The 23999-nt window shown below is 60.5% G+C and carries 26 protein-coding genes, 2 tRNA genes and 4 pseudogenes; 16 read left to right on the top strand and 16 right to left on the bottom strand.

Features of this window, described 5'->3' with window-relative positions; genetic code table 11:
- The first annotated feature begins 105 nt into the window (after window positions 1–105).
- From NL532_RS10355 to NL532_RS10325, 6 genes and pseudogenes are all read left to right on the top strand, one after another.
- Window positions 106–642 carry a GNAT family N-acetyltransferase gene (locus NL532_RS10355; protein ID WP_023683633.1) on the top strand — a complete coding sequence of 179 codons (537 nt, stop codon included), beginning with the start codon at window positions 106–108 and terminating at the stop codon, window positions 640–642.
- Window positions 643–748: 106 nt separating this feature from the next.
- Complete coding sequence (locus tag NL532_RS10350) at window positions 749–1510, top strand: 3-hydroxyacyl-CoA dehydrogenase (RefSeq protein ID WP_023683632.1); 762 nt, start codon at window positions 749–751, stop codon at window positions 1508–1510.
- A gap of 6 nt (window positions 1511–1516) precedes the next feature.
- A pseudogene (locus tag NL532_RS10340) lies at window positions 1517–2682 on the top strand (CaiB/BaiF CoA transferase family protein).
- A gap of 35 nt (window positions 2683–2717) precedes the next feature.
- Complete coding sequence (locus tag NL532_RS10335) at window positions 2718–3488, top strand: HugZ family pyridoxamine 5'-phosphate oxidase (protein ID WP_023823373.1); 771 nt, start codon at window positions 2718–2720, stop codon at window positions 3486–3488.
- Between the two features lie 153 nt (window positions 3489–3641).
- Window positions 3642–3980 (top strand): ArsR/SmtB family transcription factor, encoded by a 339-nt coding sequence (locus NL532_RS10330; protein WP_023669951.1) that lies wholly within the window; start codon window positions 3642–3644, stop codon window positions 3978–3980.
- Window positions 3981–4051: 71 nt separating this feature from the next.
- The gene (locus NL532_RS10325) at window positions 4052–4846 is read left to right on the top strand and encodes a TrmH family RNA methyltransferase (protein WP_023828145.1); all 795 of its coding nucleotides are present in this window, start codon (window positions 4052–4054) and stop codon (window positions 4844–4846) included.
- A gap of 38 nt (window positions 4847–4884) precedes the next feature.
- Here NL532_RS10325 and NL532_RS10320 read toward each other — a convergent pair whose 3' ends face one another.
- On the bottom strand, window positions 4885–6045 hold the full coding sequence (locus tag NL532_RS10320) for a coiled-coil domain-containing protein (RefSeq protein ID WP_023828146.1): 1161 nt from the start codon (window positions 6043–6045) through the stop codon (window positions 4885–4887).
- Between the two features lie 155 nt (window positions 6046–6200).
- The gene (locus NL532_RS10315; RefSeq protein WP_245259859.1) at window positions 6201–6737 is read right to left on the bottom strand and encodes a DUF1134 domain-containing protein; all 537 of its coding nucleotides are present in this window, start codon (window positions 6735–6737) and stop codon (window positions 6201–6203) included.
- A gap of 389 nt (window positions 6738–7126) precedes the next feature.
- Here NL532_RS10315 and chpT point away from each other — a divergent pair, with 389 nt between their 5' ends.
- Both chpT and NL532_RS10305 read left to right on the top strand, forming a co-directional pair.
- A complete protein-coding gene (chpT, locus tag NL532_RS10310) occupies window positions 7127–7756 on the top strand; it encodes a histidine phosphotransferase ChpT (RefSeq protein WP_023669947.1) in 630 nt (209 codons plus the stop codon).
- Window positions 7757–7999: 243 nt separating this feature from the next.
- Window positions 8000–8368: a response regulator transcription factor gene (locus tag NL532_RS10305; RefSeq protein WP_023669946.1), complete on the top strand. Its 369-nt coding sequence runs from the start codon at window positions 8000–8002 to the stop codon at window positions 8366–8368.
- An 85-nt stretch (window positions 8369–8453) separates the two neighbouring features.
- Here NL532_RS10305 and ctrA read toward each other — a convergent pair whose 3' ends face one another.
- Window positions 8454–9149, bottom strand: a complete 696-nt coding sequence (gene ctrA, locus NL532_RS10300) for a response regulator transcription factor CtrA (protein ID WP_006203583.1) — start codon at window positions 9147–9149, stop codon at window positions 8454–8456.
- A gap of 449 nt (window positions 9150–9598) precedes the next feature.
- On the opposite strand from ctrA, the gene NL532_RS10295 reads away from it, so the two are divergent.
- Window positions 9599–9976, top strand: coding sequence for a flagellar export protein FliJ (locus NL532_RS10295; RefSeq protein ID WP_023828147.1), 378 nt, complete (start codon window positions 9599–9601; stop codon window positions 9974–9976).
- A 109-nt stretch (window positions 9977–10085) separates the two neighbouring features.
- Here the strand turns inward: NL532_RS10295 and NL532_RS10290 are convergent, their stop codons facing one another.
- The gene (locus tag NL532_RS10290) at window positions 10086–10487 is read right to left on the bottom strand and encodes a winged helix-turn-helix transcriptional regulator (protein WP_023828148.1); all 402 of its coding nucleotides are present in this window, start codon (window positions 10485–10487) and stop codon (window positions 10086–10088) included.
- 91 nt (window positions 10488–10578) lie between these two features.
- Between NL532_RS10290 and NL532_RS10285 the strand changes: the two genes are divergently transcribed.
- A complete protein-coding gene (locus NL532_RS10285; protein ID WP_023828149.1) occupies window positions 10579–11508 on the top strand; it encodes an NADP-dependent oxidoreductase in 930 nt (309 codons plus the stop codon).
- 64 nt (window positions 11509–11572) lie between these two features.
- Here NL532_RS10285 and sciP read toward each other — a convergent pair whose 3' ends face one another.
- On the bottom strand, window positions 11573–11848 hold the full coding sequence (sciP, locus tag NL532_RS10280) for a CtrA inhibitor SciP (protein ID WP_013529904.1): 276 nt from the start codon (window positions 11846–11848) through the stop codon (window positions 11573–11575).
- Window positions 11849–12104: 256 nt separating this feature from the next.
- Here sciP and mnmA point away from each other — a divergent pair, with 256 nt between their 5' ends.
- Entirely contained in the window at window positions 12105–13295 is a 1191-nt protein-coding gene (gene mnmA, locus NL532_RS10275) for a tRNA 2-thiouridine(34) synthase MnmA (protein ID WP_023828150.1), read from the top strand.
- A 64-nt stretch (window positions 13296–13359) separates the two neighbouring features.
- Here the strand turns inward: mnmA and NL532_RS10270 are convergent, their stop codons facing one another.
- On the bottom strand, window positions 13360–14319 hold the full coding sequence (locus tag NL532_RS10270; RefSeq protein WP_023669941.1) for a Gfo/Idh/MocA family protein: 960 nt from the start codon (window positions 14317–14319) through the stop codon (window positions 13360–13362).
- 236 nt (window positions 14320–14555) lie between these two features.
- On the opposite strand from NL532_RS10270, the gene NL532_RS10265 reads away from it, so the two are divergent.
- Window positions 14556–14632 (top strand) — tRNA-Met (locus tag NL532_RS10265).
- Here NL532_RS10265 and NL532_RS10260 read toward each other — a convergent pair.
- The 4 genes from NL532_RS10260 to NL532_RS10245 all read right to left on the bottom strand — a co-directional run bounded on the left by NL532_RS10260 (window position 14589) and on the right by NL532_RS10245 (window position 18133).
- Window positions 14589–16271, bottom strand: a complete 1683-nt coding sequence (locus tag NL532_RS10260; protein ID WP_081730908.1) for a recombinase family protein — start codon at window positions 16269–16271, stop codon at window positions 14589–14591. The genes NL532_RS10265 and NL532_RS10260 overlap by 44 nt on opposite strands.
- On the bottom strand, window positions 16268–16495 hold the full coding sequence (locus tag NL532_RS10255) for a hypothetical protein (RefSeq protein ID WP_023828151.1): 228 nt from the start codon (window positions 16493–16495) through the stop codon (window positions 16268–16270). Before NL532_RS10255 ends, NL532_RS10260 begins: the two co-directional genes overlap by 4 nt.
- Before the next feature lie 369 nt (window positions 16496–16864).
- Complete coding sequence (locus NL532_RS10250; RefSeq protein WP_023828152.1) at window positions 16865–17392, bottom strand: helix-turn-helix domain-containing protein; 528 nt, start codon at window positions 17390–17392, stop codon at window positions 16865–16867.
- A gap of 96 nt (window positions 17393–17488) precedes the next feature.
- On the bottom strand, window positions 17489–18133 hold the full coding sequence (locus NL532_RS10245) for a hypothetical protein (protein WP_023828153.1): 645 nt from the start codon (window positions 18131–18133) through the stop codon (window positions 17489–17491).
- A gap of 119 nt (window positions 18134–18252) precedes the next feature.
- Between NL532_RS10245 and NL532_RS10240 the strand changes: the two genes are divergently transcribed.
- From NL532_RS10240 to NL532_RS10230, 3 genes and pseudogenes are all read left to right on the top strand, one after another.
- The gene (locus NL532_RS10240; RefSeq protein ID WP_081730896.1) at window positions 18253–18498 is read left to right on the top strand and encodes a helix-turn-helix domain-containing protein; all 246 of its coding nucleotides are present in this window, start codon (window positions 18253–18255) and stop codon (window positions 18496–18498) included.
- A gap of 325 nt (window positions 18499–18823) precedes the next feature.
- Window positions 18824–18954 (top strand) — tRNA-Val (locus NL532_RS10235).
- Between the two features lie 287 nt (window positions 18955–19241).
- A pseudogene (locus tag NL532_RS10230) lies at window positions 19242–19367 on the top strand (DUF2188 domain-containing protein); the annotation flags it as partial.
- Window positions 19368–19544: 177 nt separating this feature from the next.
- Here NL532_RS10230 and NL532_RS10225 read toward each other — a convergent pair.
- The 6 genes and pseudogenes from NL532_RS10225 to NL532_RS10200 all read right to left on the bottom strand — a co-directional run bounded on the left by NL532_RS10225 (window position 19545) and on the right by NL532_RS10200 (window position 23204).
- Complete coding sequence (locus tag NL532_RS10225) at window positions 19545–19850, bottom strand: hypothetical protein (protein ID WP_023828155.1); 306 nt, start codon at window positions 19848–19850, stop codon at window positions 19545–19547.
- Window positions 19847–20179 (bottom strand): annotated as a pseudogene (locus NL532_RS10220) (DUF5681 domain-containing protein); the annotation flags it as partial. The pseudogene NL532_RS10220 and the gene NL532_RS10225, both read right to left, overlap by 4 nt.
- Window positions 20180–20299: 120 nt before the next feature.
- Window positions 20300–20857, bottom strand: coding sequence for a hypothetical protein (locus tag NL532_RS10215; protein ID WP_023828157.1), 558 nt, complete (start codon window positions 20855–20857; stop codon window positions 20300–20302).
- A 19-nt stretch (window positions 20858–20876) separates the two neighbouring features.
- Complete coding sequence (locus tag NL532_RS10210) at window positions 20877–21398, bottom strand: hypothetical protein (protein ID WP_031202642.1); 522 nt, start codon at window positions 21396–21398, stop codon at window positions 20877–20879.
- Between the two features lie 78 nt (window positions 21399–21476).
- A complete protein-coding gene (locus NL532_RS10205; RefSeq protein WP_031202644.1) occupies window positions 21477–21995 on the bottom strand; it encodes a hypothetical protein in 519 nt (172 codons plus the stop codon).
- Between the two features lie 681 nt (window positions 21996–22676).
- Entirely contained in the window at window positions 22677–23204 is a 528-nt protein-coding gene (locus NL532_RS10200) for an HNH endonuclease family protein (protein ID WP_196813815.1), read from the bottom strand.
- Window positions 23205–23727: 523 nt separating this feature from the next.
- Here NL532_RS10200 and NL532_RS32170 point away from each other — a divergent pair.
- Window positions 23728–23952: pseudogene (locus NL532_RS32170) on the top strand (hypothetical protein); the annotation flags it as partial.
- Window positions 23953–23999: the final 47 nt, after the last annotated feature.

The following is a 23999-nucleotide window of genomic DNA, read 5'->3' as shown; positions in this document are numbered from 1 at the left end:
GATCCGGTTTGACCGACGACGAAAGGGCGCCCGCGCTTAGAAAGCGCTGACTGGCGAACGCTGCCGCTTGCAGCAACCTTTCCTCTTTATCGGACCGCGAAGACCATGAGCCTTGCCGACGTGAAATACCTGCCGGAAACTCCGGCGCATGATCCCGAAATCGAAGCCATCAACGACGAAGCCTTTGGCCCCGGCCGTTTCGTGCTGGCCGCCTACAAGATTCGCGAGACCGGCGGCCACGAGCGCTCGCTATCCTTTGTCGCCATGAATGGCGACATCGTCGTTGCTTCGGTGCGCATGACCCGCATCGCCGCCGGCGCCGGACGCGCGCTGATGCTCGGGCCGCTCGCCGTGCGGCCCGCCTTCAAGAATCTCGGTATCGGCCGCCGGCTCGTGGCGATCGCGCTGGAGGCGGCCGCCAAGGCCGGCGCGCCGGCGGTGATCCTTGTCGGCGACGAGCCTTATTACGGCCCGCTCGGCTTCAGAAAGATCCCCCGCGGCCAGATCTCCATGCCGCGCCCAGTCGACCTCGACCGGCTGCTGTCGCACGAGATCGTGCCCGGTGCCGTGGCGCGGCTCTCCGGCGAGGTCGGCCATGCCAGCCTTGCCAGGATCGCGGAGCAGGCACCAGTGATGGCCTGAGCTCCAGGATCGGTCGCGGCACCGGTCGCGATGGATCCCCATTGGTCAGGTTGCACCATGGCGGCGACCTCCGTAGCATGACCCGGAACAGCACGGAGCATGCAGCATGAACCCGAACGGCCAGATTGCGATCGTAACCGGCGGCGGCTCCGGCCTCGGCGAGGCAACCGCCCGCGCGCTGGCCGACAAGGGCGCGCGCGTCGCCATTTTCGATATCGGCATCGACCGGGCATCGAAGGTGGCGGGCGACATTGGCGGCGCCGCTATCCAGTGCGATGTGAGCAGCGCCGACAGCGGTGCGGCCGCGGTCGCCGAGGTGGAAAAGAGACTTGGGCCAGCGCGCATCCTGGTCAATTGCGCGGGCATTGCCATCGGCGTGAAGACGATCGGCAAGGATGGTCCACATCCGCTCGACCAGTACCGCAAGGTGATCGAGATCAATTTGATCGGCACCTTCAACATGATCCGCCTCGTCGCCGACCGTGCCGCCAAACTCGAACCGCTGCAGGGCGGCGAGCGCGGCGTCATCGTCAACACCGCGTCGGTGGCCGCTTATGATGGCCAGATCGGCCAGGCCGCCTATGCCGCATCCAAGGGCGGCGTCGTCGGCATGACGCTGCCGGTTGCCCGCGACCTGGCGCGCTCCGGCATTCGCGTCTGCACCATCGCGCCCGGCATCTTCAAGACGCCAATGATGGCCGGCATGCCGCAGGAGGTGCAGGATTCGCTCGGCGCGGCCGTGCCCTTCCCGTCCCGCCTCGGCGAGCCGTCCGAATATGCCGCGCTCGCCCTGCATATCGTCGAAAACCAGATGCTGAACGGCGAAACCATCCGCCTCGATGGGGCAATCCGCATGGCGCCGAAATAGACGGCCATGGCGGCCGGCGCAGTGAAGACCGGTCCGCTGGCCGACCTGAAAGTCATCGAGATGGCCGGGCTCGGCCCGGTGCCGCTGGCCGGGCTGATGCTGTCGGACATGGGCGCCGAGGTGCTGCGCATCGAGCGCACCGGTTCGGACCAACCCCTGCTGCCGCTCTCCGATGCGTACAATCTCGACCGTCACGGCCGCTCCATCCTGCGCGTCGACCTCAAGCAGGCCAAAGGAACGGACTGCTGCTGCGCCTTGCCGAAAAGGCCGATCTGTTTGTCGAAGGCTTTCGCCCCGGTGTGATGGAGCGGCTCGGTCTCGGCCCGGATGCTGCATTGGCGCGCAATCCGGCGCTGATTTACGGCCGCATGACCGGCTTCGGCCAGGACGGGCCGCTCGCAGGTCGCGCCGGCCACGACATCACCTACCTCGCCTATTCCGGTGTGTTGCACGCCATCGGCCGGGAGGAAGGCCGGCCGGTGCCGCCGCTGAATCTGATCGCCGACAATGGCGGCGGCGCCATGATGCTGATCGCCGGGGTGCTTGCAGCGCTGTTCGAGCGCTCGCGCTCCGGCAAAGGCCAGGTGATCGACGCGGCGATGGTCGAGGGCGCTTCGATGCTGGCGGCCCCCATACACGCCTTCATGTCGGCAGGTCTGTGGAACGACCGGCGCGGCGCCAACCTGCTCGATTCCGGTGCGCCCTTCTACGACACCTATGAGACGGCGGACGCACGCCACGTTGCGGTCGGCTGCCTTGAGCCGCGCTTCTTCGCCGCATTCGCAAGGCTGCTGCCGCTCGGCGAGGATTTTGTCCGCGGCCAATACGACAAGGCGTTGTGGCCGGACATGCGCGCGGCCATTGCCGACCGGTTCCGGCAGAAGACACGCGACGGCTGGGACGCGCTGTTTGCCGCAAGCGATCCCTGCGTGGCGCCGGTTCTGTCGCTGGCCGAAGCCAGGGATCATCCGCACAACCGGGCGCGTCACGCATTTGTGAAAGCCCGTGCGCTCGAGCGGCCCGCACCCGCGCCACGCTTCTCGACCTCGCAGCCGGCGCTTGCCGGCATGCCTGAAGATGACGATCAGCGACATCAGACCGTGCTGGCGCGCTTCGGCTTTTCGACAGCCGAGATCAAAGCGCTTGTCAAAGCCGGCATGATTGGCCAATAACTGGATTTAGAAAATCAACTTACCTGGTGGGCATTTTGGACCAGCCGAAGAAGGACGTCATTCGCGCGACGGACGCCGAGGCGATCAGGCTGGCCGCAACGCTGATCCGCAGCGCCCGTTTCGGCGCCCTCGCGGTGATCGAGCCTTCGACCGGCGCACCGCTGGCCTCCAGGGTCGGAGTCGCCACCGACATCGATGGCACGCCTCTGATCCTTGTCTCGGCGCTGTCAGCCCATACCGGCGCCATCCTTGCCGAGCCGCGCTGCTCGCTGCTTGTCGGCGAACCCGGCAAGGGCGATCCGCTGGCGCATCCCAGGATAACGCTGGTCTGCCGGGCGCAGCCGCTGGAACGCGGGTCGAGCGCGCATGCCCGCGCCGAGCGGCGCTATCTCAACCGCAATCCCAAGGCAAAGCTCTATGCCGGGCTCGGCGATTTCTCGATCTTTCGCCTCGAGCCGGAGCGCGCCAGCCTGAATGGCGGCTTCGGTAAGGCCTACCTGCTCGACCGTGCCGATCTCATCACCGAGGGGTTGATCGTTGACGAGCTGGCCGCCAGCGAACAATCCGCTCTCGACCACATGAATGCCGACCATCTCGACGCCATCGCCGTCTATGCCCATCATTTCGCCAGGGTTGAAGGTGATGGTTGGACCATGACCGGCTTCGATGCCGATGGCATCGACCTGGCATCGGGCGACACCGTTTGCAGGGTCTATTTTCCGCAGCCATTGAAGACCGCGCGCGACCTGCGGCCGGTTCTGGTCGACATGGCCAAAGCCGGTCGTGCGCCAGCTACGCAAGGATAATCGTCATGAATCAAAAGCACGTCTTGAGATTTGGGCGAAATGATCTACGATTCAGGCGACGCTGAATCAGCAGCGTGATCCATAGCTGAATTATAGCAGCCAACGCTATTTGCCCCCATAGCGTTTGGATGAGCAGGAAAACATGGGGCATCGATGGTCTCGACCAAACTAATCGCCAATGCCGAATCGGCGGCGACATTTCTGACCCTTATGGGCAACGAAAAGCGGCTCTTGATCATGAGCTATCTGGCCGACGGTGAAATGTCGGTCGGCGCCATCGCCGAAAAGGTGATGCTCAGCCAGTCCGCTTTGTCGCAACATCTGGCCAAGCTCAGGGCGCTCGATCTTGTCGAGACCCGCCGCGACCGGCAGATGATCTACTATTCCTGCAAGTCCGAAGCGGTGCGCGAACTGTTGCGCATGCTGGACGGCATTTTCGGGATAGGCGACTTGTCCCAGATGGCAACGCGTCTGCGCCGCGCCGGGACTTGACCTGCAGGGCTTGACTGGCGGCTCCGATCGCTCCTTACCTCGCTGACGATTTTTCGCCGGCCGAGGTATTGATGGATCCGATCCAGATCGACGACGCGCGCGATCCACGGGTCGCCGCCTATCTCGACATCCGCGAGCGCGATCTCACCGGCCGCCATGGCCGGTTCGTTGCCGAAGGCAAGGTGGTGCTGGACGTCCTGCTGTCAGCCGGACGCTTTGCTGCGGAGTCGGTCCTGGTCCTCGAAAACCGGCTGGCCGGGCTCGACGACATCCTGCGCAAGGCCCCTGCCGACCTGCCGGTCTACGTTGCGGCAAGCGCCGTCATGGACAGGATCGCCGGCTTCCACATGCATCGCGGTATATTGGCGATCGGCAGCAAGGGCACGCCACAGCCTGCCGAGGCCTTGCTCGACACCTTGCCTGCCGAAGCGTTGATCGTCGTTCTCATCGGCATCGCCAACCATGACAATATCGGATCGATCTTCCGCAATGCCGCCGCCTTCGGCGCCGATGCCGTCTTCGTCGACGCCACCTGTTGCGACCCACTGTATCGCAAGGCGATCCGCGTCTCCGTCGGCGCCACGTTGAAGGTGCCCTTTGCGTCCTTCGGCGACACTGAAGCTTTCATCGCGAAGCTCGGCGAGTTGGGCTTCGGCCAGGTCGCTTTGTCGCCGCGTGGTGAGGCTGACATTCGCGATGCCGCGCGACCGAAACGACAGGCGCTCTATCTCGGCACCGAAGGCGAGGGCCTCCCGGAGAGCCTGCTTGCCCGCCTGCGGACGGTGCGGATCGCGATGTCGGAAGGGTTCGACAGCCTGAATGTTGCTGCCGCGTCAGCCATTGCGCTGCACCATTTTTCGCCCTGATAGGCGTAGTCAGGCAATTCCAAGCCGGGGCTTGAAACTCAGCTCGGCAAATCTGCCTTCTGCAACGCCCGCACGCGATCGGCGAGGCTGGTGGTTCCCGACCGCGTTTCCTGCGGCGCCGCCAGCGCCTTGGCGATCGGTGAATCAGGTCCTTCGAGCTTGGCCGTCAAATGGACGACCTCAGCCGCCAGATTGTTCATCTGTTCGCGCAAGGCAGAACCGGCATCATTGCCATTGCCGGGGCCATTCCCGGGCTTCGCGGATCCAGAACCGCCAAGCTCCGCCTTCATCCGCTTGTTTTCGCGGGCCAGCGTCGTCAGCCTGGCTTCGAGCCGCTCTCGGTCGCCTTCGAGCTTGGCGAGCGTCTTGTCGATGTCCTCGTTCCTGGCGCGGGCGCTGTCTTGCGCACCAACTAGGCCAGCAGCCGCGGCGCCTCCCGCAGCCTCGCCCTTCACCCGTTCGCGAAGCCGGGCCAGTTCCTTTTCGCGGCGATCGAGCTTGTCCTCGCGATCGGCAAGCGTGGCGAGCAGACGCTCGAGCTTTCTGTCGAGATCAGCGGTTCTTTTCTTTTCGGCCTTCAAGGCATCGCGCGTGGCCTTGGCCTCGGCGACGACTTCCTGATGGCGCCTGTCGGCCTCCTTGCGCTGGCCGCGCAGCACTGAAATGTCGTTGGCAAGTTTTTCCAGCTCGGATTCGCGAGCCACCAGTTCGATCTGACGATTGCTGGAGGAGAAGGACGCGTCGTCGTACATATGCTCGAGCTTTTCCAGCTCGAGCGCGCGCTTTTCCATCATGCGCTCTGTTTGTGCAAGCCTGTCCGACAGCTGTTGTATCTGCTGCTCGCGATGCAGCAGCAATTCGTTTTTTTCCCCGAGCTCCGAAAGCGCCTGCTTCTTGTCCTTGCGCTCGACCGCCAGGCCCTTCAGCGCCTCGCGGCCGCGATTGATTTCGACGAGTTGCTCATTCGCCTGCTCACGCAGCGTCTTGATGCTGATTTCGAGCCGGCGCGTCGTCATGGCGAACTCGGCCCGCAAGCTGTCCTTGTCGGCCTGGATCTCGGCCAGCGTTCGCGGCACCGACGCCTCGACACGCTTGCGTGTCAGCGCGACCGCCCGCCGCCAGATGGCCGGCGCGACCAGCAGCGCCAGAAAGCCTGCGCACAGAAAGCCGAGGGCGAAGAACAGGATCGACTGAACCAAGGTGACTACCCGTTACGGGCGGGCCGCTATCCGGCAACCGCCAAGTCTGGACTTTGCCATGTTCGCATGACGCAAATCCAGCGCTGCGGCAAGGGTTTGCCGCAGCTGCACCGGGTCAGAATCTGTTGATCGGGTCGAAGTGTGGTCGGAATCGCTCAGAAAGGATTCCAGGTCGGCCTCTGCGTCAGCTTCAGATAGCCGAGATTGACGCCAAGTCGCGCGCCGACGCCGGTGCGGATCGGCACCAGCAGCACCCTGTTGTTCTGCAGCACGTTGAAGCCGACGCCGGCCACGACATAGGCCGAACCGGCAACGCCGCCGAACCGATTGTAGAGATTGCTGACGTCGTCGAGGTTATAGACGAGCATCATCACCCGCGATCCCTCGCCGCCGAAATCCCAACCGAGCGAAGGCCCTTGCCAGAACACCTTATGGTCGCCGGCATTCTTGGTGTAGAGCGTACCTTCGCCATAGGTCAGGCCCCCGATCAGCGCGCCGGATCCCTCTTCGCCGAGCAGATAGCCATTGGGCAGGCCGTAGGAGGCAAAAATCTTCTCGACCACGGTTGCGAGACCGCCCGACGTCGCGCCGAAGAACTTGTGACCGGAATCGACGATCTCCTGAGCGGTGTATTCCTGTGCCCGCGACGCAGAGGTTGAGAAAGCGAGAGCGCCCATGAGGGCAATCGCCATGAAGAAGACGCGGACAAACGTCCGGTCGTAGAATCGGGAAACCATGCTTCCAATCTCCGTCAGGGAGCACTTTCGCCGACGCCTCGCACCCCGTCCGGCTCTTTAGGCGGCCGTTAAGGATGACTGTTACGGGCAAACTATGCCGTAATCCTTTTTCAACCATTAACCTCCCACATGAACATGGCGGTTCGAAGGCTGTTTCTGACTGTCTGCGCTGGCTCCCATCCTGTGCAAAGATGCCGTTTTTCTCACAAGAATTGTGGATTGTTGCTGCACGCTCGGGCGCTGTGTATTCAGAATGCCTGGGGAGAGAGCGTGATTCGGGTGGTGAGCGTGGCTGTCGGCCGCGCGGCCACCAGGATGTGAATTTTAGCAGGGATTTTTCGCCGATGGCTGAGCTTTTCTCTCTCTCCGCACCCGATCTCGCAGCCTTGTTGTGCAGCCGAGTCTGCCACGACATCATTTCGCCGGTCGGCGCCATCAACAACGGCCTTGAACTCCTGGACGAGGGCGGCGCCGACGAAGACGCCATGAAACTGATCCGGCAGAGCGCCAGAAACGCTTCGGCCCGCCTGCAATTCGCCCGCATCGCCTTCGGCGCCGCCGGTTCGGCGGGCATGATGATCGACACCGGCGATGCCGAGTCCGTCGCCATCGCCTTCCTGAAGAACGAGAAGCCGGAATTGATCTGGAACGGGGTTCGCGCCCTGCTGCCCAAGAACAAGGTCAAGCTGCTGCTCAATTTGCTGCTCGTCGCCAATGCCGCCATCCCGCGCGGTGGCAGATTGGTGGTCACGCTGGAAAACCTCGACACCGAGCCGCGCTTTGCGCTTGCCGCAAGCGGCCCGATGCTGCGCGTACCGCCGAAATTCCTCGAGCTCCATTCCGGCAACAAGCCCGAGGAGCCTATCGACGCCCATACCGTCCAGCCCTACTACACGCTGCTGCTGGCGCGTGAGGCCAACATGACGATCTCGATTCACGCGACCGCCGAAGAGATCGTGCTGTCCGCGGCTTGAGCGAAGCCGTTCGGCAGGACGCCGAGCATCAAGAACAATCAAGTATCTTTTCCCGCTGATATTTGCGGCAATTCAGAACAGGCAAGTTTCATTGCCGGCAACGCCCCTGCAGAATGGGGCTGCAAACGACATGTTTGTAAAAACTTTACCTAACGGCTTTTCTGCTTCTTTACCAGATCGGCCTAGTGTGCATCCCGATACCCGGATGCCGCCGGTTCGCCCCATGGCAAAGAGGACCCGGAAATGAAGCGCTGCATGTTTGTCGACGATTCGAGCGTCATCAGAAAAGTTGCAAAACGGATTCTTGGCGGCTCCGACATGGTGGTGATCGAAGCGGCAACTGGACTTGATGCTGTCGAGATGTGCGCTGCCGAGATGCCTGATGTGATTGTCGTCGACGGCGCCCTGCCGGACATGCAAGCGGTCGACGTCATTCGCCAGGTTCGCGCCATGGAGAGCACGATCAAACCGCAGATTCTGATCTCACTGGTCGAGGTCGATGTTGCCTCGATCATGAAGGCAAAGCGCGCCGGCGCCCAGGGTTATCTGTTGAAGCCGTTCAACCGGCCGCAACTGCTCGAACGTTTTCGTACCTTGAAGGTTGCCGCCTGACTCGGCACGTCCTCGGCCAAGAAGGACAGCAAAAAACCCGGCCTGAGCCGGGTTTTCTCATTAAATTCAATCTGATGGTGTTCGCTCAGGCGCTGACGCGGATGTCTTCCGGCTCGCGCAGCACATAGCCGCGACCCCAGACCGTCTCGATGTAGTTCTGCCCACCGGATGCTGCGTCGAGCTTCTTGCGCAGCTTGCAAATGAAGACGTCGATGATCTTCAGTTCCGGTTCGTCCATGCCGCCATAAAGGTGGTTGAGGAACATTTCCTTGGTCAGCGTGGTGCCCTTGCGCAGCGAGAGCAACTCCAGCATCTGGTATTCCTTGCCGGTCAGATGCACGCGCTGGCCGCCGACTTCGACGGTCTTGGCGTCGAGATTGACCACCAGGTCGCCGGTGGTGATGACCGACTGGGCATGGCCCTTGGAACGGCGCACGATGGCATGAATGCGGGCGACCAGTTCGTCCTTGTGGAACGGCTTGGTCATATAGTCGTCGGCGCCGAAGCCCAGGCCGCGCACCTTGTCCTCTATACCGGCCATGCCGGACAGGATCAGGATCGGCGTCTTCACCTTGGACAGGCGAAGTGTCCGCAAGACTTCGTAGCCGGACATATCGGGAAGGTTGAGGTCGAGAAGAATGATATCGTAATCATAAAGTTTACCGAGATCGACACCTTCTTCGCCGAGGTCGGTCGTGTAAACATTAAAACTTTCAGATTTGAGCATCAGCTCGATGCTCTGAGCGGTTGCACTGTCGTCTTCTATCAGCAGAACGCGCATTTCATTCCCCTTTTCTGCCGCCGGACCATGTCACGACCCATCCGGGACCGGAGCAGTGATTGCCTGAACAGAGGCTGCCATCGAATGGTTAACAAAACCTAATTCCGCACCAAGGACGGTACCAGATTTTTTAACCCCTTTCTACACCCTCTTGAATCTAATGATGAATCACAGAACCAAATCGCTAATGCAACACATTAATAAGTCGGACTAAGTGACTCAAGGGACTCGCTGGCCGGCTTCCGTATCGGGAGCCGGAATTTTTACCCGGCCTTAAGTCCTCGCCCTTATGATTAACAATGCGCGTAAACGAATGGTTACCGCCGGCAAAAAACTTTAGGGATTTGTTTCCCATAGTTCGGGGAATGCCGGTGGATACGGGCGGCGCCAGGCCCTGGCGGGCGGATTGGACGATATGTGCAGGTGTGCGTTTCCGGGAGTACCGAATCATGAAGTCACGTGAAAACCTCGTTCGGCTGAAGCAATTTCAGGTGAATGAGAAGCGGCGGCAGCTGCTGCAGCTCGACATGATGATCGCCGAGTTCGAGCGCATGGCCGTTGAACTGGAGCTTCAGATCACCGCCGAGGAGAAGAAGGCCGGCATCACCGACATCAATCATTTTGCCTATCCGACCTTCGCCAAGGCGGCGCGTCTGCGCCGTGATAACCTCAGAAACTCTCAAAGCGACCTCTCCCAGCAGCGAAGCGCTGCCGAATCATTACTCGGCGAAGCTGAAGCGGAGCTTTCCAAGGCCGAGATGCTGGAATCGCGCGACACCAAGATCCGCGACGCGGAACTCGGCGGTCGCAGCGCCATGATCGGCTGACGGCAGGGTTTTAACCCGACCGGCGCCGCCTGGCGCCGCGCTTTGCTTTGCGTGTAGCGCGCCAAAAGGCTCCGGCGCTGCTGATCCGGCCCGTAAGGCGGCCGCAGCTTCAGGCCCGTGCCAAATCCCTGTCCAGGTTCGCCGCTGCCCTCGCCCGGGCTTGCTTGATGTCAGGCACATGCTCTTCCGACCAGGACCGTATCTGGGTGAGCAGCCCCGCCAGGTTCTGGCCAAGTTCGGTCAATTCATATTCGACCCGCGGCGGGATCACCGGAAAGATTTCGCGCCGCACAAGCCCGTCGCGCTCGAGGACGCGTAGCGTCTGCGTCAGCATTTTGGGTGTGATGCCGTCGAGCTTACGCGCCAGTTCCCCATTGCGCATCCGGCCACGGCGCAGCGCACAAACCGTCAGATAGACCCATTTGCTGGCCAGCATCTCGAGCACGGCGTGCGAAGGACACGTCCGCTGGAAGGCGTCATAGCCGGAGCCGCAATCATTATCACTATCCATGAGGTGCCTATATATGGAAAAGGTACATACTGGACAAGGGAATATTACTATCCAAATGATAGTGGCACAGAAACCCCAGCAGGAGCCTCCCATGCGTGCCGTTGTCCAGAATTCAGTCGGCGGACCCGACGTCCTCGTCATCGCCGATCGCCCCGCGCCCTCGCCCAAGTCAGGCGAAGTGCTCGTGCGCGTGCATGCCGCCGGCATCAATCCGGTCGATGGCTCGGTGCGCGCCGGTTACTATCCTTTGCTGGGCGAACCGCCCTTCACTTTGGGCTGGGATATTTCAGGCACGGTCGAGGCGGTGGGCCCAGGCGTCGATGGCGGCCTCAAGGTCGGTGACGCCGTGTTCGGCATGCCGCATTTTCCCAAGCAGGCCGCAGCCTATGCGGAACTCGCTGTCGCCCCGGCCGATGAAATCGCACCGAAGCCGCAAGGCATCGATCACTTTCATGCAGGCGCGCTGCCGCTGGCCGGTCTGACCGCCTGGCAAGGCCTTGTCCGCCATGGCGGCCTGAAGCGCGGCCAGCGCGTGTTGATCCATGCGGCGGCCGGCGGCGTCGGGCATCTGGCGGTGCAGATGGCCAAGGCGCACGGCGCTTATGTCATCGCCACCGCCAGCCCGAAGAAACTCGATTTCGTCCGCTCGCTCGGCGCCGATGAAGTGGTCGACTACACCAAGCGAGATTTCACCGCCGAGGTCAGCGACATCGACCTGGTGCTGGAGCCGATGGGCGGCGACCATGCCGACCAATCGCTGACAGTCCTGAAGGACGGTGGCGCCCTGGTGTCGCTGCTCAATGTCCACGACACCACCCGAGCCAAGGCTGCTGCGCGTGGGATCCGCGTCGAGCGCATGTCCGTCGTGCCCGACCGTGAAGGCCTCGTCGAACTTGGCAAACTGGTCGATGCGGGAAAGCTTGCGGTCCATGTGACAAAGAGCTTTCCGCTCGAACAGGCGGGCGCCGCGCACGCTTTTCTCGCCACCAGGCCGATCGGCAAGGTGGTGCTGACGGTCTGAAGCAGGCATTACCGACAGGCAAAAGGGCGCGGTTACCGCGCCCTTTTCTGTTGTGGTCCTGGCTCTAGTGCCGGTATTGCTGGATGCGCGTCGTGCGCAGCCCGGCAAGGCCATATTCGTCGATCGACGCTTGCCAGGACAGGAATTCCTCGGTGGTCAGCTTGTAGCGCTGGCATGCCTCGTCGAGGCTCAAAAGCCCGCCGCGCACCGCAGCAACCACTTCCGCCTTGCGCCGGATAACCCAGCGACGTGTATTCGTCGGCGGAAGATCGGCAATCGTAAGAGGGCTGCCGTCAGGCCCAATAACATATTTGACTCGCGGTCTAACAAGATCGGTCATCGTACTCTCTACTAAAAACTCAAAGACCCAATCCCCACCACATTACCGCCACAGCTTTAAAAATTGCCTAAGCGAACCCTAATGAGTAGGTAAGGATCATGAACGCCGCGTTAGTCTTTTCGTCGGCATTTGAGGCAACGGCGGGCAGGCGCGCAATTTTCCCGCAAAATCGGCACCGCCGCAAAGCTGGCGCCGCTGGTGTGGTTGACCTATATTCGCGCCACTGCCATTGAACGCCGCGCAGAACGAAAGAACCATGAACAGCCTCGACCTTCCCGCCAGCCCGCAAAACACCCGCATCGTCGTCGCCATGTCGGGCGGTGTGGATTCGTCTGTCGTTGCCGGCCTTTTGAAGCGCGAAGGCTATGATGTCGTCGGCGTCACGCTGCAGCTCTACGACCATGGCGCCGCAACGCACCGGGCCGGGTCGTGCTGCGCCGGCCAGGACATTGACGATGCCCGCCGCGTTTCCGAGACACTGGGCATTCCGCATTACGTGCTCGACTATGAGGAGCGCTTCCGCAAGGCGGTCATCGACCCGTTTGCCGAGAGCTACGTTGCCGGCGAAACGCCCATTCCGTGCGTCTCTTGCAATCAGACGGTGAAGTTCGCCGACCTTTTGGCCACCGCCAAGGACCTTGGCGCCGATGCGCTCGCCACCGGCCATTATATCCGCTCCGGGGCCAATGGCCCCCACCGCGCGCTGTTCCGGCCCGTCGATGCCGACCGCGACCAGAGCTATTTCCTGTTTGCCACCACGCAGGCGCAGATCGACTATCTGCGCTTTCCGCTGGGTGGGCTGTCCAAGCCTGCGGTGCGGGCCATCGCCGAAGAAATGGGGCTGACCGTTGCCGCCAAGCAGGACAGTCAGGACATCTGCTTCGTGCCGCAGGGCAAATATTCCGACATCATCGCCAAGCTGAAGCCAGCTGCCGCCAACCCAGGCGACATCGTCCATATCGACGGCCGCGTGCTCGGTCGCCATGACGGCATCCTGCGCTATACGATCGGCCAGCGCCGCGGCATCGGCATCGCCTCGGGCGAGCCGCTTTACGTCGTCCATCTCGACGCCGACCGGGCCCGTGTCATCGTCGGCCCGCGCGAGGCGCTGGAGACCCACAAGATCTATCTGCGCAACATGAACTGGCTGGGCGATCGCGCGCTGTCCGACATTCCGGCCGCCGGCATGGAGCTGTTCGCCAAGGTGCGCTCGACGCGGCCGCCGCGCCCGGCCGTGCTGCATCACCGCGCCGGCAGCACCTTTGTCGAACTGGTCGACGGCGAGTCCGGCATCGCGCCGGGACAGGCCTGCGTGCTCTATTCCGACGACGGCAACGAAGCCCGCGTTTTCGGCGGCGGCTTCATTGAGCGCTCCGAGCGCGGCGCCGAGGCCGAAGCCATGCTCAGCCGGCTCGCAGCCAGGCCGGCGCAGATTCCCGCAGAGTAAACACTACCCTCTCGGAGACAGTTTTAGTTTCGATCTGCCTTAAGGGCAGAGTTTCGAAACGGTCTCAGGACTTTGTGTGCGTGACTGTACCCGCCGTCAGGATGCGCAGCACCCTGATGGCTTCCTCGCCGCTGGTGCGCGGCTCGGCCCGCGTCTCGATACACTGGATAAAGTGCTCGAGCTCGCGCGTCAGCGGCATCCCCTGGCCGACCGCGACATAGGACGGCTCGTTGGTGGTGAAGGCCCACTGGCCGCTGTCCTGCCACACCGCGTGGCGGTAGACGGCCAGCTTGCGCTCCCAGGGCTCGACATCATCGAACACCGCCATTGCCTTGGTGCCGACCACGGTCAGCCGCCGCTCGCGATAGGGATTGAGCCGCGAGGTGAAGAGATGGCTGCGCAGCCCGTTGGGAAAACGCATGTGCAGATGCGCGAAATCGCTGAGATTGTCGAGGAGTGCCGCCCCCTCGCCCCTGACCTCGATCGGCTCGGTGCCGGTGATGGCCAGGATCATCGACAGATCGTGCGGCGCCAGATCCCACAGTGCGTCGTTCTCGGTGTGGAATTTGCCGAGGCCGAGCCGGTGCGAGTGGATGTAGCGGACCTCGCCGAGCTCGCCATTGTCGATCAGCGCCTTCAGCGTCTCGAAGGCGGGATGGAATCGCAAGACATGGCCGACCATGAACACGCGGCCATTGTCCCTGGCCGCCTGCACGGCGCGCTCGGCGTCGGGCACGGTCAACGCAATCGGCTTTTCCACCAGCACGTCCTTGCCGGCCTCAGCGGCGCGCACGGCAAGATCGGCATGGAACTGCGGCGGCAGCGCCATGACGATGGCGTCGATATCATCACGCACGAACAGCTGGTCGGGCTCGATCGCCAGGCAGTCCTGCTCGCTGGCAAAGCCTTCGGCCCGCGCCCGATTGGCATCGGAAACCGCATGCAGCGCGCCGAGCGCCTTGAGGGTGCGGATGTGGTTGCTGCCCCAGTATCCGCAACCGAGGACTGCAATGCGCGGCTTCATCAGCTTCAAACTCTAATTTCTTGGCCGAGACATAGCGGCGTGCCCCGTCGAACTCAACCCCGGTGGCTTACCGGAGATGCCAGCCCGGCAAAGCTTTTACCGGCGACAATATGCCGGCGCCCCTCGCGCATCGATGCTTGACAGGCTCGCCCTCCCAACCTTATATCCGCGCGACCTTGGCGAACGCCTCGAAATGCCTTTCGATTTAAGGCGGATTTCGGGCCTTTCGCCGCCCTGGCGGGGTAGCTCAGTTGGTTAGAGCACGGGAATCATAATCCTGGGGTCGGGGGTTCAAGTCCCTCTCCCGCTACCACTTCCAACCCACTATCGTACGTAACGGCAGCGTTGAAGCGGCTGCCTAGTCCGGTGGGCTTTTCAGTATACCGTGCATTGGGAAATGCGGCCCCGCCTATAAGGGCGGCAAGCTTGCCCTTGACCTCGATTTCGAAGCCCTCACGTGCCCGCTTGGGGTGCACGGTGACACTATGAACAAGTCCTCGAAGGTTTTGGATCAGCGGGCCACGGTCGTCAGCAGCAGTTGCGTGGTCGGCCAACGCCTTTGAAAGGCCGTCGACGGTTTCGATGTAACGCCGCAAGGTCGCAGGGTGGAGAGCTACGGGTGACGGCGGCTCATCGAGACCGGAGAGCTGTGCCTCTACCTCGGAAAGCTGCGTCTTGAGTTCTGCAATACGCTGCTTGGCATCCTCTTCAGCAATGACGCTCCTGATCACAAGATCGATCGTGCGCTGCCGTTCGCCTTCTATCCGATCGCGCTTGCCTTGCAGCGCTGTGCGCATCGCATTCGCCTGTGCGGACAATTCTCGGCGCTCTTGGTTGTATCTGCGGATGTATGCCTCGATGAGGTCGGGGGCTTTCAGTTGGTCGCGCATGCCGTCAAGGACCGCCTTTTCGATCTCGGGCAGATAGATGATGCGCCGATTGGAGCAGCTCCCGCTTTCTCGAACTGCCGAGCACCGAATACGCGTCTTGCCTGTCTTATCACGATCGTGAACCGACAGACCTGAACCGCAAACGCCGCAGCGGAGCAGACCGGACAACAGGTGAGCTGGCCGACGCTTGACATGAGAGGTTGCGTTCACCCGCACTGCTTTGCGAGCCTGCGCCTTGTGCCAAGTTTCGTCGTCGATGATGCGCAAATGCGCAACTTCTTTCGTCTGCCATTGGTCCTTTGGATTTGGCCTGGAGACACGCTTGCCAGTATCGGGGTTCTTCACCATTCGGACCTTGTTCCAGACGATCCGACCGACATAGAGCTCGTTGAAGAGCAGACCTACGCCGCGCTGTGCATTTCCGTTGATGGTGGAACCGTTCCACCGTATCCCCCGCGGTGGCGCTATCCCATCCCGGTTGAGGTCACCGGCCAGGTCACGTGGAGCGCGACCGGCCGAATAAGCGGCAAAAATACGCCGGATAACGTCTGCCTCCTCTTGGACGATCTCGAGTTCGCCAGGATGGCCCAAGACCGGTCGATAGCCATAGGCCCGGCCTCCGGCATGACGTCCATCACGGACAACTCCAGCCATACCCCTACGGACTTTCTTTGCGCCATCCTCCCTTTGCATCTGACCGACAAGTCCACGAATACCAATGAGCACCGCATCGGCGATACCGTCATGAACAGCCTGGATTTCAATGTCGAGAAAAGAGAGACGTTTGTGAAGACCTGCGAGATCCGCCATGTCGCGCGATAGGCGATCCAGCGCCTCGACGACGACGATGTCGAACGCGTTCTGGTCCGCAGCTTCCATCAGGCGCATCAGCGCGTCGCGACCCAATATAGATGAGCCGGAGCGCGCCTTGTCCTCGTAGACCGCAACGATAGCCAGACCGTTGCGCGCTGCGTAAGCACGGCACAGCGCAATCTGGTCTTCAGTGGATTTTTCGTTCTGCAGCTCGGTCGAAAAGCGTGCGTAGACAGCGGCCCGCCTCATGTGTCGGAAGCCTTCTTCTTGCTGCGATCTGCATCCATGGCAGCATTTCGGCCAGCCGAAGCGCCGACGGATTTGAGATGATCGCCTCTGGCATCGGCGATGGCGAGTGCTTCGACAAACTTAAGCATGGCTTTGCGAAGCTCCTCCGGCGTTACCGCTGGGGCGGTTTCGCGCAGCAATCCACCATCGCGTCTGTGTCGTGCCGACTTCACGAAGCCGAGCATCACTAACACGACCGGCGATAAAAGGGGCACACCCCTTCGATCGTGCACTTGGGACCCTGCGGCGCGGAAATCGGATAGTCGCCGAACTGGCGAATCTAGATCGCACGGGCTGCAGCCGTGCTGCTGGGAAGCCTATGGCAGGAACTTGGGATGCGTTCGGAAGCTTTTTCATGCAACGCTCCCATCATCGCCATAGGCAACGACAGGGCCACTTTCTCCCTGCCTGCGGCGATGTAGCCGTTGTCGAGGTCTCTTCGGGAAACACTCGCTCGACCATCCCCTCCTTGGCGGTGTGGATCGACGCGACAGCGCGAACTTCGCCATTCCAGCCGTCGAAGGGAACTCGTTGAGCTTTGCCATGACTGCCGGTCAAGCCGGCCTGCATTCGACCGGCACGGGTTCGCTGGACCTTGCGCTCTCCTGCTTTGGGTCGATGACTGCCAGTTCCTCTCCTAATGCTGCGATTAAAGACGACACGCGACCTCGCACTCGCGGATGGAGATGCACAAGCCTTTCAATCAGGCGTCGACCTTCCGCGCTGGCAATAAAATTGATGCGTTCGTCGACCGGCAGCGGAGGAGGATCACGATCGGTCTCATTGCCCGGCAGGCCTTCGAAGAAGCGGCCGACCGGAACACCTAGTGAACTAGCGATCTCGTAGAGCATGGAAGCGCTCACGCGGTTTCTAGCGTTCTCATATTTTTGAAGCTGCTGAAAACTGATGCCTATAGAGCGGGCAAGCTTGGCCTGCGATACGTCCGACTGCACGCGAACCGCGGCGATCTGCCTGCCCACATGTTGATCAGCAAGGTGCGGGCCACTCTCGATTCCATCGTTTACCGGTGCGTTCAAGACGCTGCGGCGCCCTGCCTCCGCAAATGCTTTTCGGAACTGCATCAGTCGCTCCATGTGTAGAGAGGTTTGTCTCGATAAGCCCCGTGAAAATCACCAAACCGACGAATGATCGCGATTTCGGTACCTTATTGCCGAAGTTCAGCTCGAGACTTTCTGCTCTCTAATCCGAGCTATATCGTCTAAGGCCGAGCGGATCTGTGGCCACGGGGGCTCACTGTCATGTAGCGAATATTCCCCTTCCCTAAGCGCTGCATTTAGCTTGGCGGCTATACCGGCGAGCGACGTTGCAGGAATTTGGGATAAGGCTTCGAGTAATTCCTTCGCCCGCTCGCCAGCTTCGCGCTCAGCAAGTAAGGCTGTCGAATAACCAATCTCCCTAGCGGCGGCATCCCAGCGCGCCTGATTGGCTACGATTTCAGCTTCAGCTTGGGTGCGGGCCGCTGTGTTAGCCCGACGAACACCGAGCAATTCCTGGAGGGCTTCAACGGAGTGAACTGTCACGCTCTCTCCGTCGGACAAGGTAACTGTCGTGCAAGGGAAGCCAACGGTCTCGATAAGTACCCTCTCCAGCCGCTGCTGCTGATTGCAAAGCCGTTCAGCCTCTTCCCAAGCCGCCTGCCATCGTTTCCACACCGCCACCGCAGGATCAATGGCGTCATCACCCTCCAAGTCGATGCGGGCAAACGATGTAGCCTGCGTCGCCGCCATTGCGGTTGCTGTTCCCGCAAGCACCTTCCTGCGGGTGACGAAAGGCAAAGTCGTGTTATTGTCGGAATCAGCCATGATCCGAGCTCCGCAAAGCGTAGGCGTGGTTAGACTGTTGGAAGCGGGGGAACCACTTCCAACGGCTGTTACCTAAAACAAGCATATTTGCACTTTTTGTGCAACAGGGCATTTGAACAATGAAGGTAAGTGCGGCCCAAGTTCGCGCGGCCCGTGGGCTTCTCGACATTTCTCAACAGGAACTGTCGGATCTATCCAAGGTAAGTTTGAGGACGATCGTGCAGTTCGAACGTGGTTCGAAACCAGCATCTGAATCAATCCTGCAAGCGCTGAAGCTATCGCTCGAAGCAGCCGGAATAGAATTCATTCCAGAGAATGGCGGTGGCCCTGGTGTTCGGATTGCCCGTCGAGTGGATGGGAAATGACTAGAACCCGGGAGTACGTTTCCCAGATTTCCGCTGCCTGACTGCTCCAGCGCCGGTGCAAGTTGACCAGACGTCGCGTATGACTGCTCCCCATCGACACGAGCAAACGCGGGAACAGCTATCCGGCCTGGGCGCTCACCAAAAACCTTGAGCCTGTCGAGTGCGTGACCGACTACGAAGCCGAGACGTCGGGGTGCGCTGCCCGTCGAGTTGGGGCGAGACGCGTGGCGGCCAATCAGACGAGTTGCGAAATGGCCGCAACGGGGCCGAGAGCGGACTGACGGCTTACGGTCCGATGATCTTCAGACGCGGCCGTTCTCCTGTTGGCCGACAAGCTGACGACGTCAAAAATTCCTTGGGCATATCCGATTGTGTGAAATTCGTATTCCGCACGAACGAGAGAGCACACCCTTCACACGGGTGGGGTCGCAGGTTCAATCCCTGCATCGGCCACCATCTACCTTCCTGAAAATGCTATCGAATTCACTCTGCGGCGATTTTTTTTGACTTCGCTCACTGGCGCGCAAATGGCGCGCAAAGCGTCCACACCGGCAAAACCCTCCGGCAAATCGGCATACCAACCGACCCGTTTGACCGGCTTTGAGCTGCGGTAAGCGACACCCGACCCCATACCGGCAAGTCTACACAGACCGCCGCCACCAGCTTTTCCAGCGCCTCCGTGGCACCCTTAAGGTACGCCGGGTCATAGGCCCTATAGGTCTCGGTCTGGCCCGGACAAGGAAATGAAGAAAGACCAGCTTTTCGTGGAGCGCAGGCCTCAGGGTGACTACGCGGTACGGCGTCCGAACTCAGAACGCGCGAGCGCCGTCACACCCACTCAGGGTGAAGCAATACAGCGAGCCAAGCAGATCGAGCCGAATACGACGCCGTTGCACCGCAGAAGGTTTTCCCAACCCGGTTGCCCGCCAGAAACAGGCGTTCCCGACATGTGGCTCCGAGTGCATGGAACTGCTGCTGTTTGGCGTGCGGCCTGTAATGGAGGAAGCGTTTGCGCTCTTCCGCGAGGATATCGACTTTGGCGAAGTTCACGCATGAGAGCTTTCAGTTACCGGTTCGTAGCTCAGGTCGAAGATATCCGCCTTGCACGGGTAGACTTCGCCCTTGATGCCAAGGATGACGTAGTCACCTACATCCACACGCATCACGCCCTCGGGCGTCCCGACCGTGATGAACGGGATGGCATCCTTTATGTGTGTACTCACGCCCGCCCGTGACCAGTCCAAGTCGTTGGTGGCAGTGGGATGGCCTCGCAGCCATTCAGGCCATTCGAACCGGTCCTGCCCGGTGTATCGCCAGCCCTCAACGACCAGCGGGCGCTTGCGGTATTTCACGCATCGGAGCTTTCCCTTGCAATGGCGGCCATCCGGGCAATCTGGTCGTCGGTCAGCTTCTCAAGCTCGTCGGGCTTGGTCTCAATGTTCAGGTTGACCGTTTTGCTCATCTGCTCCGGCTTGCCTCCCAGCCGATCGAGGACGCGGTCAACGCTGGCGAGGTCGCCGTTCTTCGCCATCACCACCAGCTTGGTCAGAATAATGTCGAGCTGGTTGACCTGATGGGTTTCGCCGGTCAGGCCGCTGTGAACGGTCTCAGTAGTCTCCAGCAACTCGCGCAGGATGGTCTTATGGCGGAGGCCTTTGGACTTACCAGCAGGATTGCCGGACTGTCCAGGTCGAACGGCGTGCCAACAGGCATCCCGTCAGGACGTTTCGCCGCTGCTTTGGCGCTGTTTCTTCCCGTTACAGGGGAGCATGAGTCAAAGTAGTCGAGCTGGCAACAAAAACTAGGAGATATAATTCCTGTTCGAGTTGTTAGGGTTCGGCATCGGTGGCGGCCGTTCTTCGGGATGCTTCCGGAAGTAGGCTTCCTGCTCCTCCTCCTCTCGGAAAACCTTTTCTGCCGCTGCCTTGCGCTCCTCAGCTTCCTTCTTCTCACGAGCCCAGGTGAACAGGTCAAGTTGTGCTGTGGCTGCGTAATCAAGTGTTGCTGTCAGAAGGCCGCCCACTACCATAAAGGCAAGGCCGGCGATGAACACCGCGATTGGCCAGACAATCAGCAGATGCAAGGTGATGTAGGTGAAGAAGGACGCGACGAAGCCGATTCCGAGAACGATCGTCCCGATCGTGATCAGATTATCGGCGAGGACATCCCGCTCGTTCCTGACGTCCTTGTAGTGGTGCCAGACATCGACAACCGCAAAGCCGCATGCTGCGATCGTCAACCCATACCCCAGAAAGTAGGGGAGCGTGTATTCAACCGGCTCCTCGCGCAGATGATGCAGCGCGACATAAATCTCGAACGAGATAGCAACCAAGGCAAGCAGACCAAGGATCAGCCTCATGTGCACCTCCGACCGGTCCCTAGTGTAGCATGCGCCAGAGCAGACCGGTCAGTTTCGCATCAATCTCGCCATCGCGGTAGACGTTGTTGCCAGCAATGTTCCGGTTCGGCAGGTCCACGATGAGGTGAACGCCGAGCCGGTAGCCGTAGTGGTAGTCTGGATTCGGAGTGTATTCCGAGGTCATCAGGGTCAGCTTGCGGATGTCGTCGGCATGATCGGGGTTTTGTACACGCTTGGCCTCGACCACCAGGATGTTTTCCTCCTGAAAGAGTATCTTGTGCACGATGATGTCGGGGCGGATTTTCTTGAGCTTTTCCTTTCCCGCTTCGTCATACCAGGCCAGCATTTTCTCCTCGGTCTCACGGCGAGTCCACTCCGGGCTGACCTCCCATTCGGGGAAGTAAGGCACCATTCTTATGGCGAGATACGTGGAAATCGAGAACTCTTGGGGTGCGGCTTTCGCCAAGGCGTCGTCGGCCAGCATTTCACGGACGGCTTTCGCGAACCTATTGAGGACCGCCACATCGGGGATGTCCGTCATCTGATCCTCATTTCCGCTGATCGAGCGGTATGCCCTTTTCAGCAAAAAGCTCGTCGGCCGAAGCATCCGCAAATAGCGTCACCACGCCATGGCACCGGACGAGGTCGTCGAAGGTGACATCCATATCGGCAAACTTCTTCCCCCCCGCTCTTCCGGGTATCGGAAGCGGTCGCCATTAGGATCGTGCTCATGGATATGCCGCAACAGCTTCTCACTCTGCCATGACCATGCATGGTCGACCGGAAATCCAAGACACGCCACCTGGTCGTAGAGCTGGTTGAATAGATTGATGAGCTTGTGGCCGACGATGTCGATCGGCTTACCGGTATGCTCGGGAAACTCCACCAGCGCCGCCTTGAGCGACAATTCCATAGAATGCCGGGCCAGCATGTAGAGCGGCAACAGCGAGGTGTCTTTGTGCTTGGCTTTGTCCGCCAATGCGTCGGCGAACACCACCACGCCATCGGTATAGGCGCAGTTGTAGTGGTTCCAGGTCTCCCGGTCGGGGTCGCGGGTATGGCGCCGCTTCAGGAACTGCTGTGCGGAATTCGGCAGCGTGTCCAATTGCGCGTCAACGATGTCGTAGTAGGCTCCCATCGCCATTTGCTATCACGGACTCCGGCGCCGGATAAACGGACTTCAAAAGAATCTGTGGCCGGACGGTCTGGAGCTATTGAAGGCTGTCCGAGCGGGCACTAATTTGTACAACGGATTTGGCCAACGAAATCGCGGACCACCGTGAGCCAACCGTTTGATGATGTAGATGACCCTGAGCCTGTTGAAAAAGCTGAACCTGCTCCTGTCCTGAACCTGTTTTCAAATTGAACCGAATCTGAATCGCACCGAACTCAAATCGCAACGAGCACAAATGTGAACAATTCATAGGCCGGGACAAGGCAGTGCACTCGCCCCCCGGCCAGGCTTCGAAGCCGAATAAATCCCTCAAAAAGGGTTTTGTCGGTGCCGTCAGACCCGGAAACAGGCCATTAACGTGGTTTCTTTTCGTCTGCAAATCGAAGTCCATTTGTCAGCGCGCACGGTGCAAACCGTGATGTACCTTCTGGTCATGCTGCTGCGTTGGTACTTCGGAAACTAGGCCGCTCAGTGCGGTAAATGGGAACGGGGCGCTCACAAGGCGTCCCGTTTTCCATTTCAGATATCACCACACCATCCAGAACACCGCGGCGATGAATGCCGCCACCAGGAAATCGATCGCCACTTCCCTGTCGTTCAGCCGCCCCTTTCAGCCGTATAGAAAAATCAGGATTAGTCACGCGGCTAGAATTGAAAGGTCTTTATCATCCGTGGTGCAAAATATGGCGTAAGCCTGAAGGTGAAAACCTTTTGTATCTGTTGTCTCTGGTATCCCATGGACTTCTCCATATACCGGCCGACAATTGGCTCCTCAGATTCTTCTGTAAATGTTGCCCAGTTCTTCGGATTGCGCATCCGGTGAGCAAGAGCTTCAATCAACGGCGCGAATAACCTCACGTCAGTTTCCGATGCCTCTGCCGCACGGGCCACCAGGTTGATTGCCTTGCTGAGTGCGGCATTTGAAATAGCCCTTTCAGCCATCATCTGGCATTCCGCAGCCTTCCCCTGCCCCCTTTGCAATTGAACCTTAACGATGAGCGCTGCCTCAAAGACCGTCGCATGCTTACTGCTGTTGCAGGAGCGGCAGGCCGGCATCCAGTTCGCGTATGAATTTACCTGGAAGTCGGCCGGTAGCCCGAATTCCTCCAAAACCCCAGCCAGTCTCACCGGGTCGTCCAGGAGGTGCTCGGGGATTATGTGGTCAACTTCCATTGTCTGGAGGTCAATGGGAGTTCGGCACAAATAGCACTGCGAGCCGTGGACGGAAAACACCGCCCAACGTTCCATCGGTGTAAACCTATGCTTCGACATCCCAAGCCACCCGCTAAGTGGCCGTTCTAGGGTAGAATCGTCAGGACTGCAAAGACTACGCTACGGGCCGAATCCGTCCGCCTGTGGCATAATTTAGGCAGCCAAACCCTGCCGGTCGGCCAATCTGCTGGTCCAGCCGGTCTCTGGTGTTTTGTGGTTCTAGTCACCCACGGCCAGAATCCAGCCAATAGGTTTTCTCAGCGCCCCACTTGGCTCTTAGGCGCTCCAGAACACGATCAGCAACCTCAGCAGGAAATTCCTACGCGTAGAGCGGCGTATCCACCCACGCCAACACAGGAAGACCGTCCTTCATCCCAATAGCAGTTCCGTACAAACCCCCTTCTACCCGTATCTCCGCGGCGAACATAAATGCCCATCACCGCCCTCCCCGCGCACGCTGGCGCTGGTCGTTTCTGTTCTGGATGTGCGGGTGGGCAGCCAGCAGCTCGCGGACCTTGAGAACCCGCGCCTCACCTTAAGCCTTCACGAGCAGGCAGCCCTTCGGCCCATCCTGGAAGGCTGGCGCGGCCGCCCCTTTACAGACGAAGAGTTGGCCGGCTTCGATATCGGCAATGTGCTCAACCACCCCTGCCTGTTGGACATCATCCACAAGGCGAAGAAAGCGGGCGGCACAAAGTCGGTTGTGCAATCGGTGAAGCGTCTCCCGGCTGGTCGAGAAACAAAGGCGCCCAAAAA

This window comes from Mesorhizobium sp. C120A, assembly GCF_030323105.1.
GTDB lineage: Bacteria > Pseudomonadota > Alphaproteobacteria > Rhizobiales > Rhizobiaceae > Mesorhizobium.
Note: the sequence above shows the minus strand (reverse complement) of the source record. Positions and strands in the feature narration are given on the sequence as shown.

Excerpts from the sequence above, each read along its gene's own strand:
- NL532_RS10355 (WP_023683633.1), top strand. The coding sequence starts at position 106 with ATGAGCCTTGCCGACGTGAAATACCTGCCGGAAACTCCGGCGCATGAT.
- NL532_RS10350 (WP_023683632.1), top strand. The coding sequence starts at position 749 with ATGAACCCGAACGGCCAGATTGCGATCGTAACCGGCGGCGGCTCCGGC.
- NL532_RS10330 (WP_023669951.1), top strand. The coding sequence starts at position 3,642 with ATGGTCTCGACCAAACTAATCGCCAATGCCGAATCGGCGGCGACATTT.
- NL532_RS10325 (WP_023828145.1), top strand. The coding sequence starts at position 4,052 with ATGGATCCGATCCAGATCGACGACGCGCGCGATCCACGGGTCGCCGCC.
- NL532_RS10315 (WP_245259859.1), bottom strand. The coding sequence starts at position 6,737 with ATGGCGATTGCCCTCATGGGCGCTCTCGCTTTCTCAACCTCTGCGTCG.
- chpT (WP_023669947.1), top strand. The coding sequence starts at position 7,127 with ATGGCTGAGCTTTTCTCTCTCTCCGCACCCGATCTCGCAGCCTTGTTG.
- NL532_RS10305 (WP_023669946.1), top strand. The coding sequence starts at position 8,000 with ATGAAGCGCTGCATGTTTGTCGACGATTCGAGCGTCATCAGAAAAGTT.
- ctrA (WP_006203583.1), bottom strand. The coding sequence starts at position 9,149 with ATGCGCGTTCTGCTGATAGAAGACGACAGTGCAACCGCTCAGAGCATC.
- NL532_RS10295 (WP_023828147.1), top strand. The coding sequence starts at position 9,599 with ATGAAGTCACGTGAAAACCTCGTTCGGCTGAAGCAATTTCAGGTGAAT.
- NL532_RS10290 (WP_023828148.1), bottom strand. The coding sequence starts at position 10,487 with ATGGATAGTGATAATGATTGCGGCTCCGGCTATGACGCCTTCCAGCGG.
- NL532_RS10285 (WP_023828149.1), top strand. The coding sequence starts at position 10,579 with ATGCGTGCCGTTGTCCAGAATTCAGTCGGCGGACCCGACGTCCTCGTC.
- sciP (WP_013529904.1), bottom strand. The coding sequence starts at position 11,848 with ATGACCGATCTTGTTAGACCGCGAGTCAAATATGTTATTGGGCCTGAC.
- mnmA (WP_023828150.1), top strand. The coding sequence starts at position 12,105 with ATGAACAGCCTCGACCTTCCCGCCAGCCCGCAAAACACCCGCATCGTC.
- NL532_RS10270 (WP_023669941.1), bottom strand. The coding sequence starts at position 14,319 with ATGAAGCCGCGCATTGCAGTCCTCGGTTGCGGATACTGGGGCAGCAAC.
- NL532_RS10260 (WP_081730908.1), bottom strand. The coding sequence starts at position 16,271 with ATGAGGCGGGCCGCTGTCTACGCACGCTTTTCGACCGAGCTGCAGAAC.
- NL532_RS10255 (WP_023828151.1), bottom strand. The coding sequence starts at position 16,495 with ATGCTCGGCTTCGTGAAGTCGGCACGACACAGACGCGATGGTGGATTG.
- NL532_RS10250 (WP_023828152.1), bottom strand. The coding sequence starts at position 17,392 with ATGCAGTTCCGAAAAGCATTTGCGGAGGCAGGGCGCCGCAGCGTCTTG.
- NL532_RS10245 (WP_023828153.1), bottom strand. The coding sequence starts at position 18,133 with ATGGCTGATTCCGACAATAACACGACTTTGCCTTTCGTCACCCGCAGG.
- NL532_RS10240 (WP_081730896.1), top strand. The coding sequence starts at position 18,253 with ATGAAGGTAAGTGCGGCCCAAGTTCGCGCGGCCCGTGGGCTTCTCGAC.
- NL532_RS10215 (WP_023828157.1), bottom strand. The coding sequence starts at position 20,857 with ATGAGGCTGATCCTTGGTCTGCTTGCCTTGGTTGCTATCTCGTTCGAG.
- NL532_RS10210 (WP_031202642.1), bottom strand. The coding sequence starts at position 21,398 with ATGACGGACATCCCCGATGTGGCGGTCCTCAATAGGTTCGCGAAAGCC.
- NL532_RS10205 (WP_031202644.1), bottom strand. The coding sequence starts at position 21,995 with ATGGGAGCCTACTACGACATCGTTGACGCGCAATTGGACACGCTGCCG.
- NL532_RS10200 (WP_196813815.1), bottom strand. The coding sequence starts at position 23,204 with ATGGAAGTTGACCACATAATCCCCGAGCACCTCCTGGACGACCCGGTG.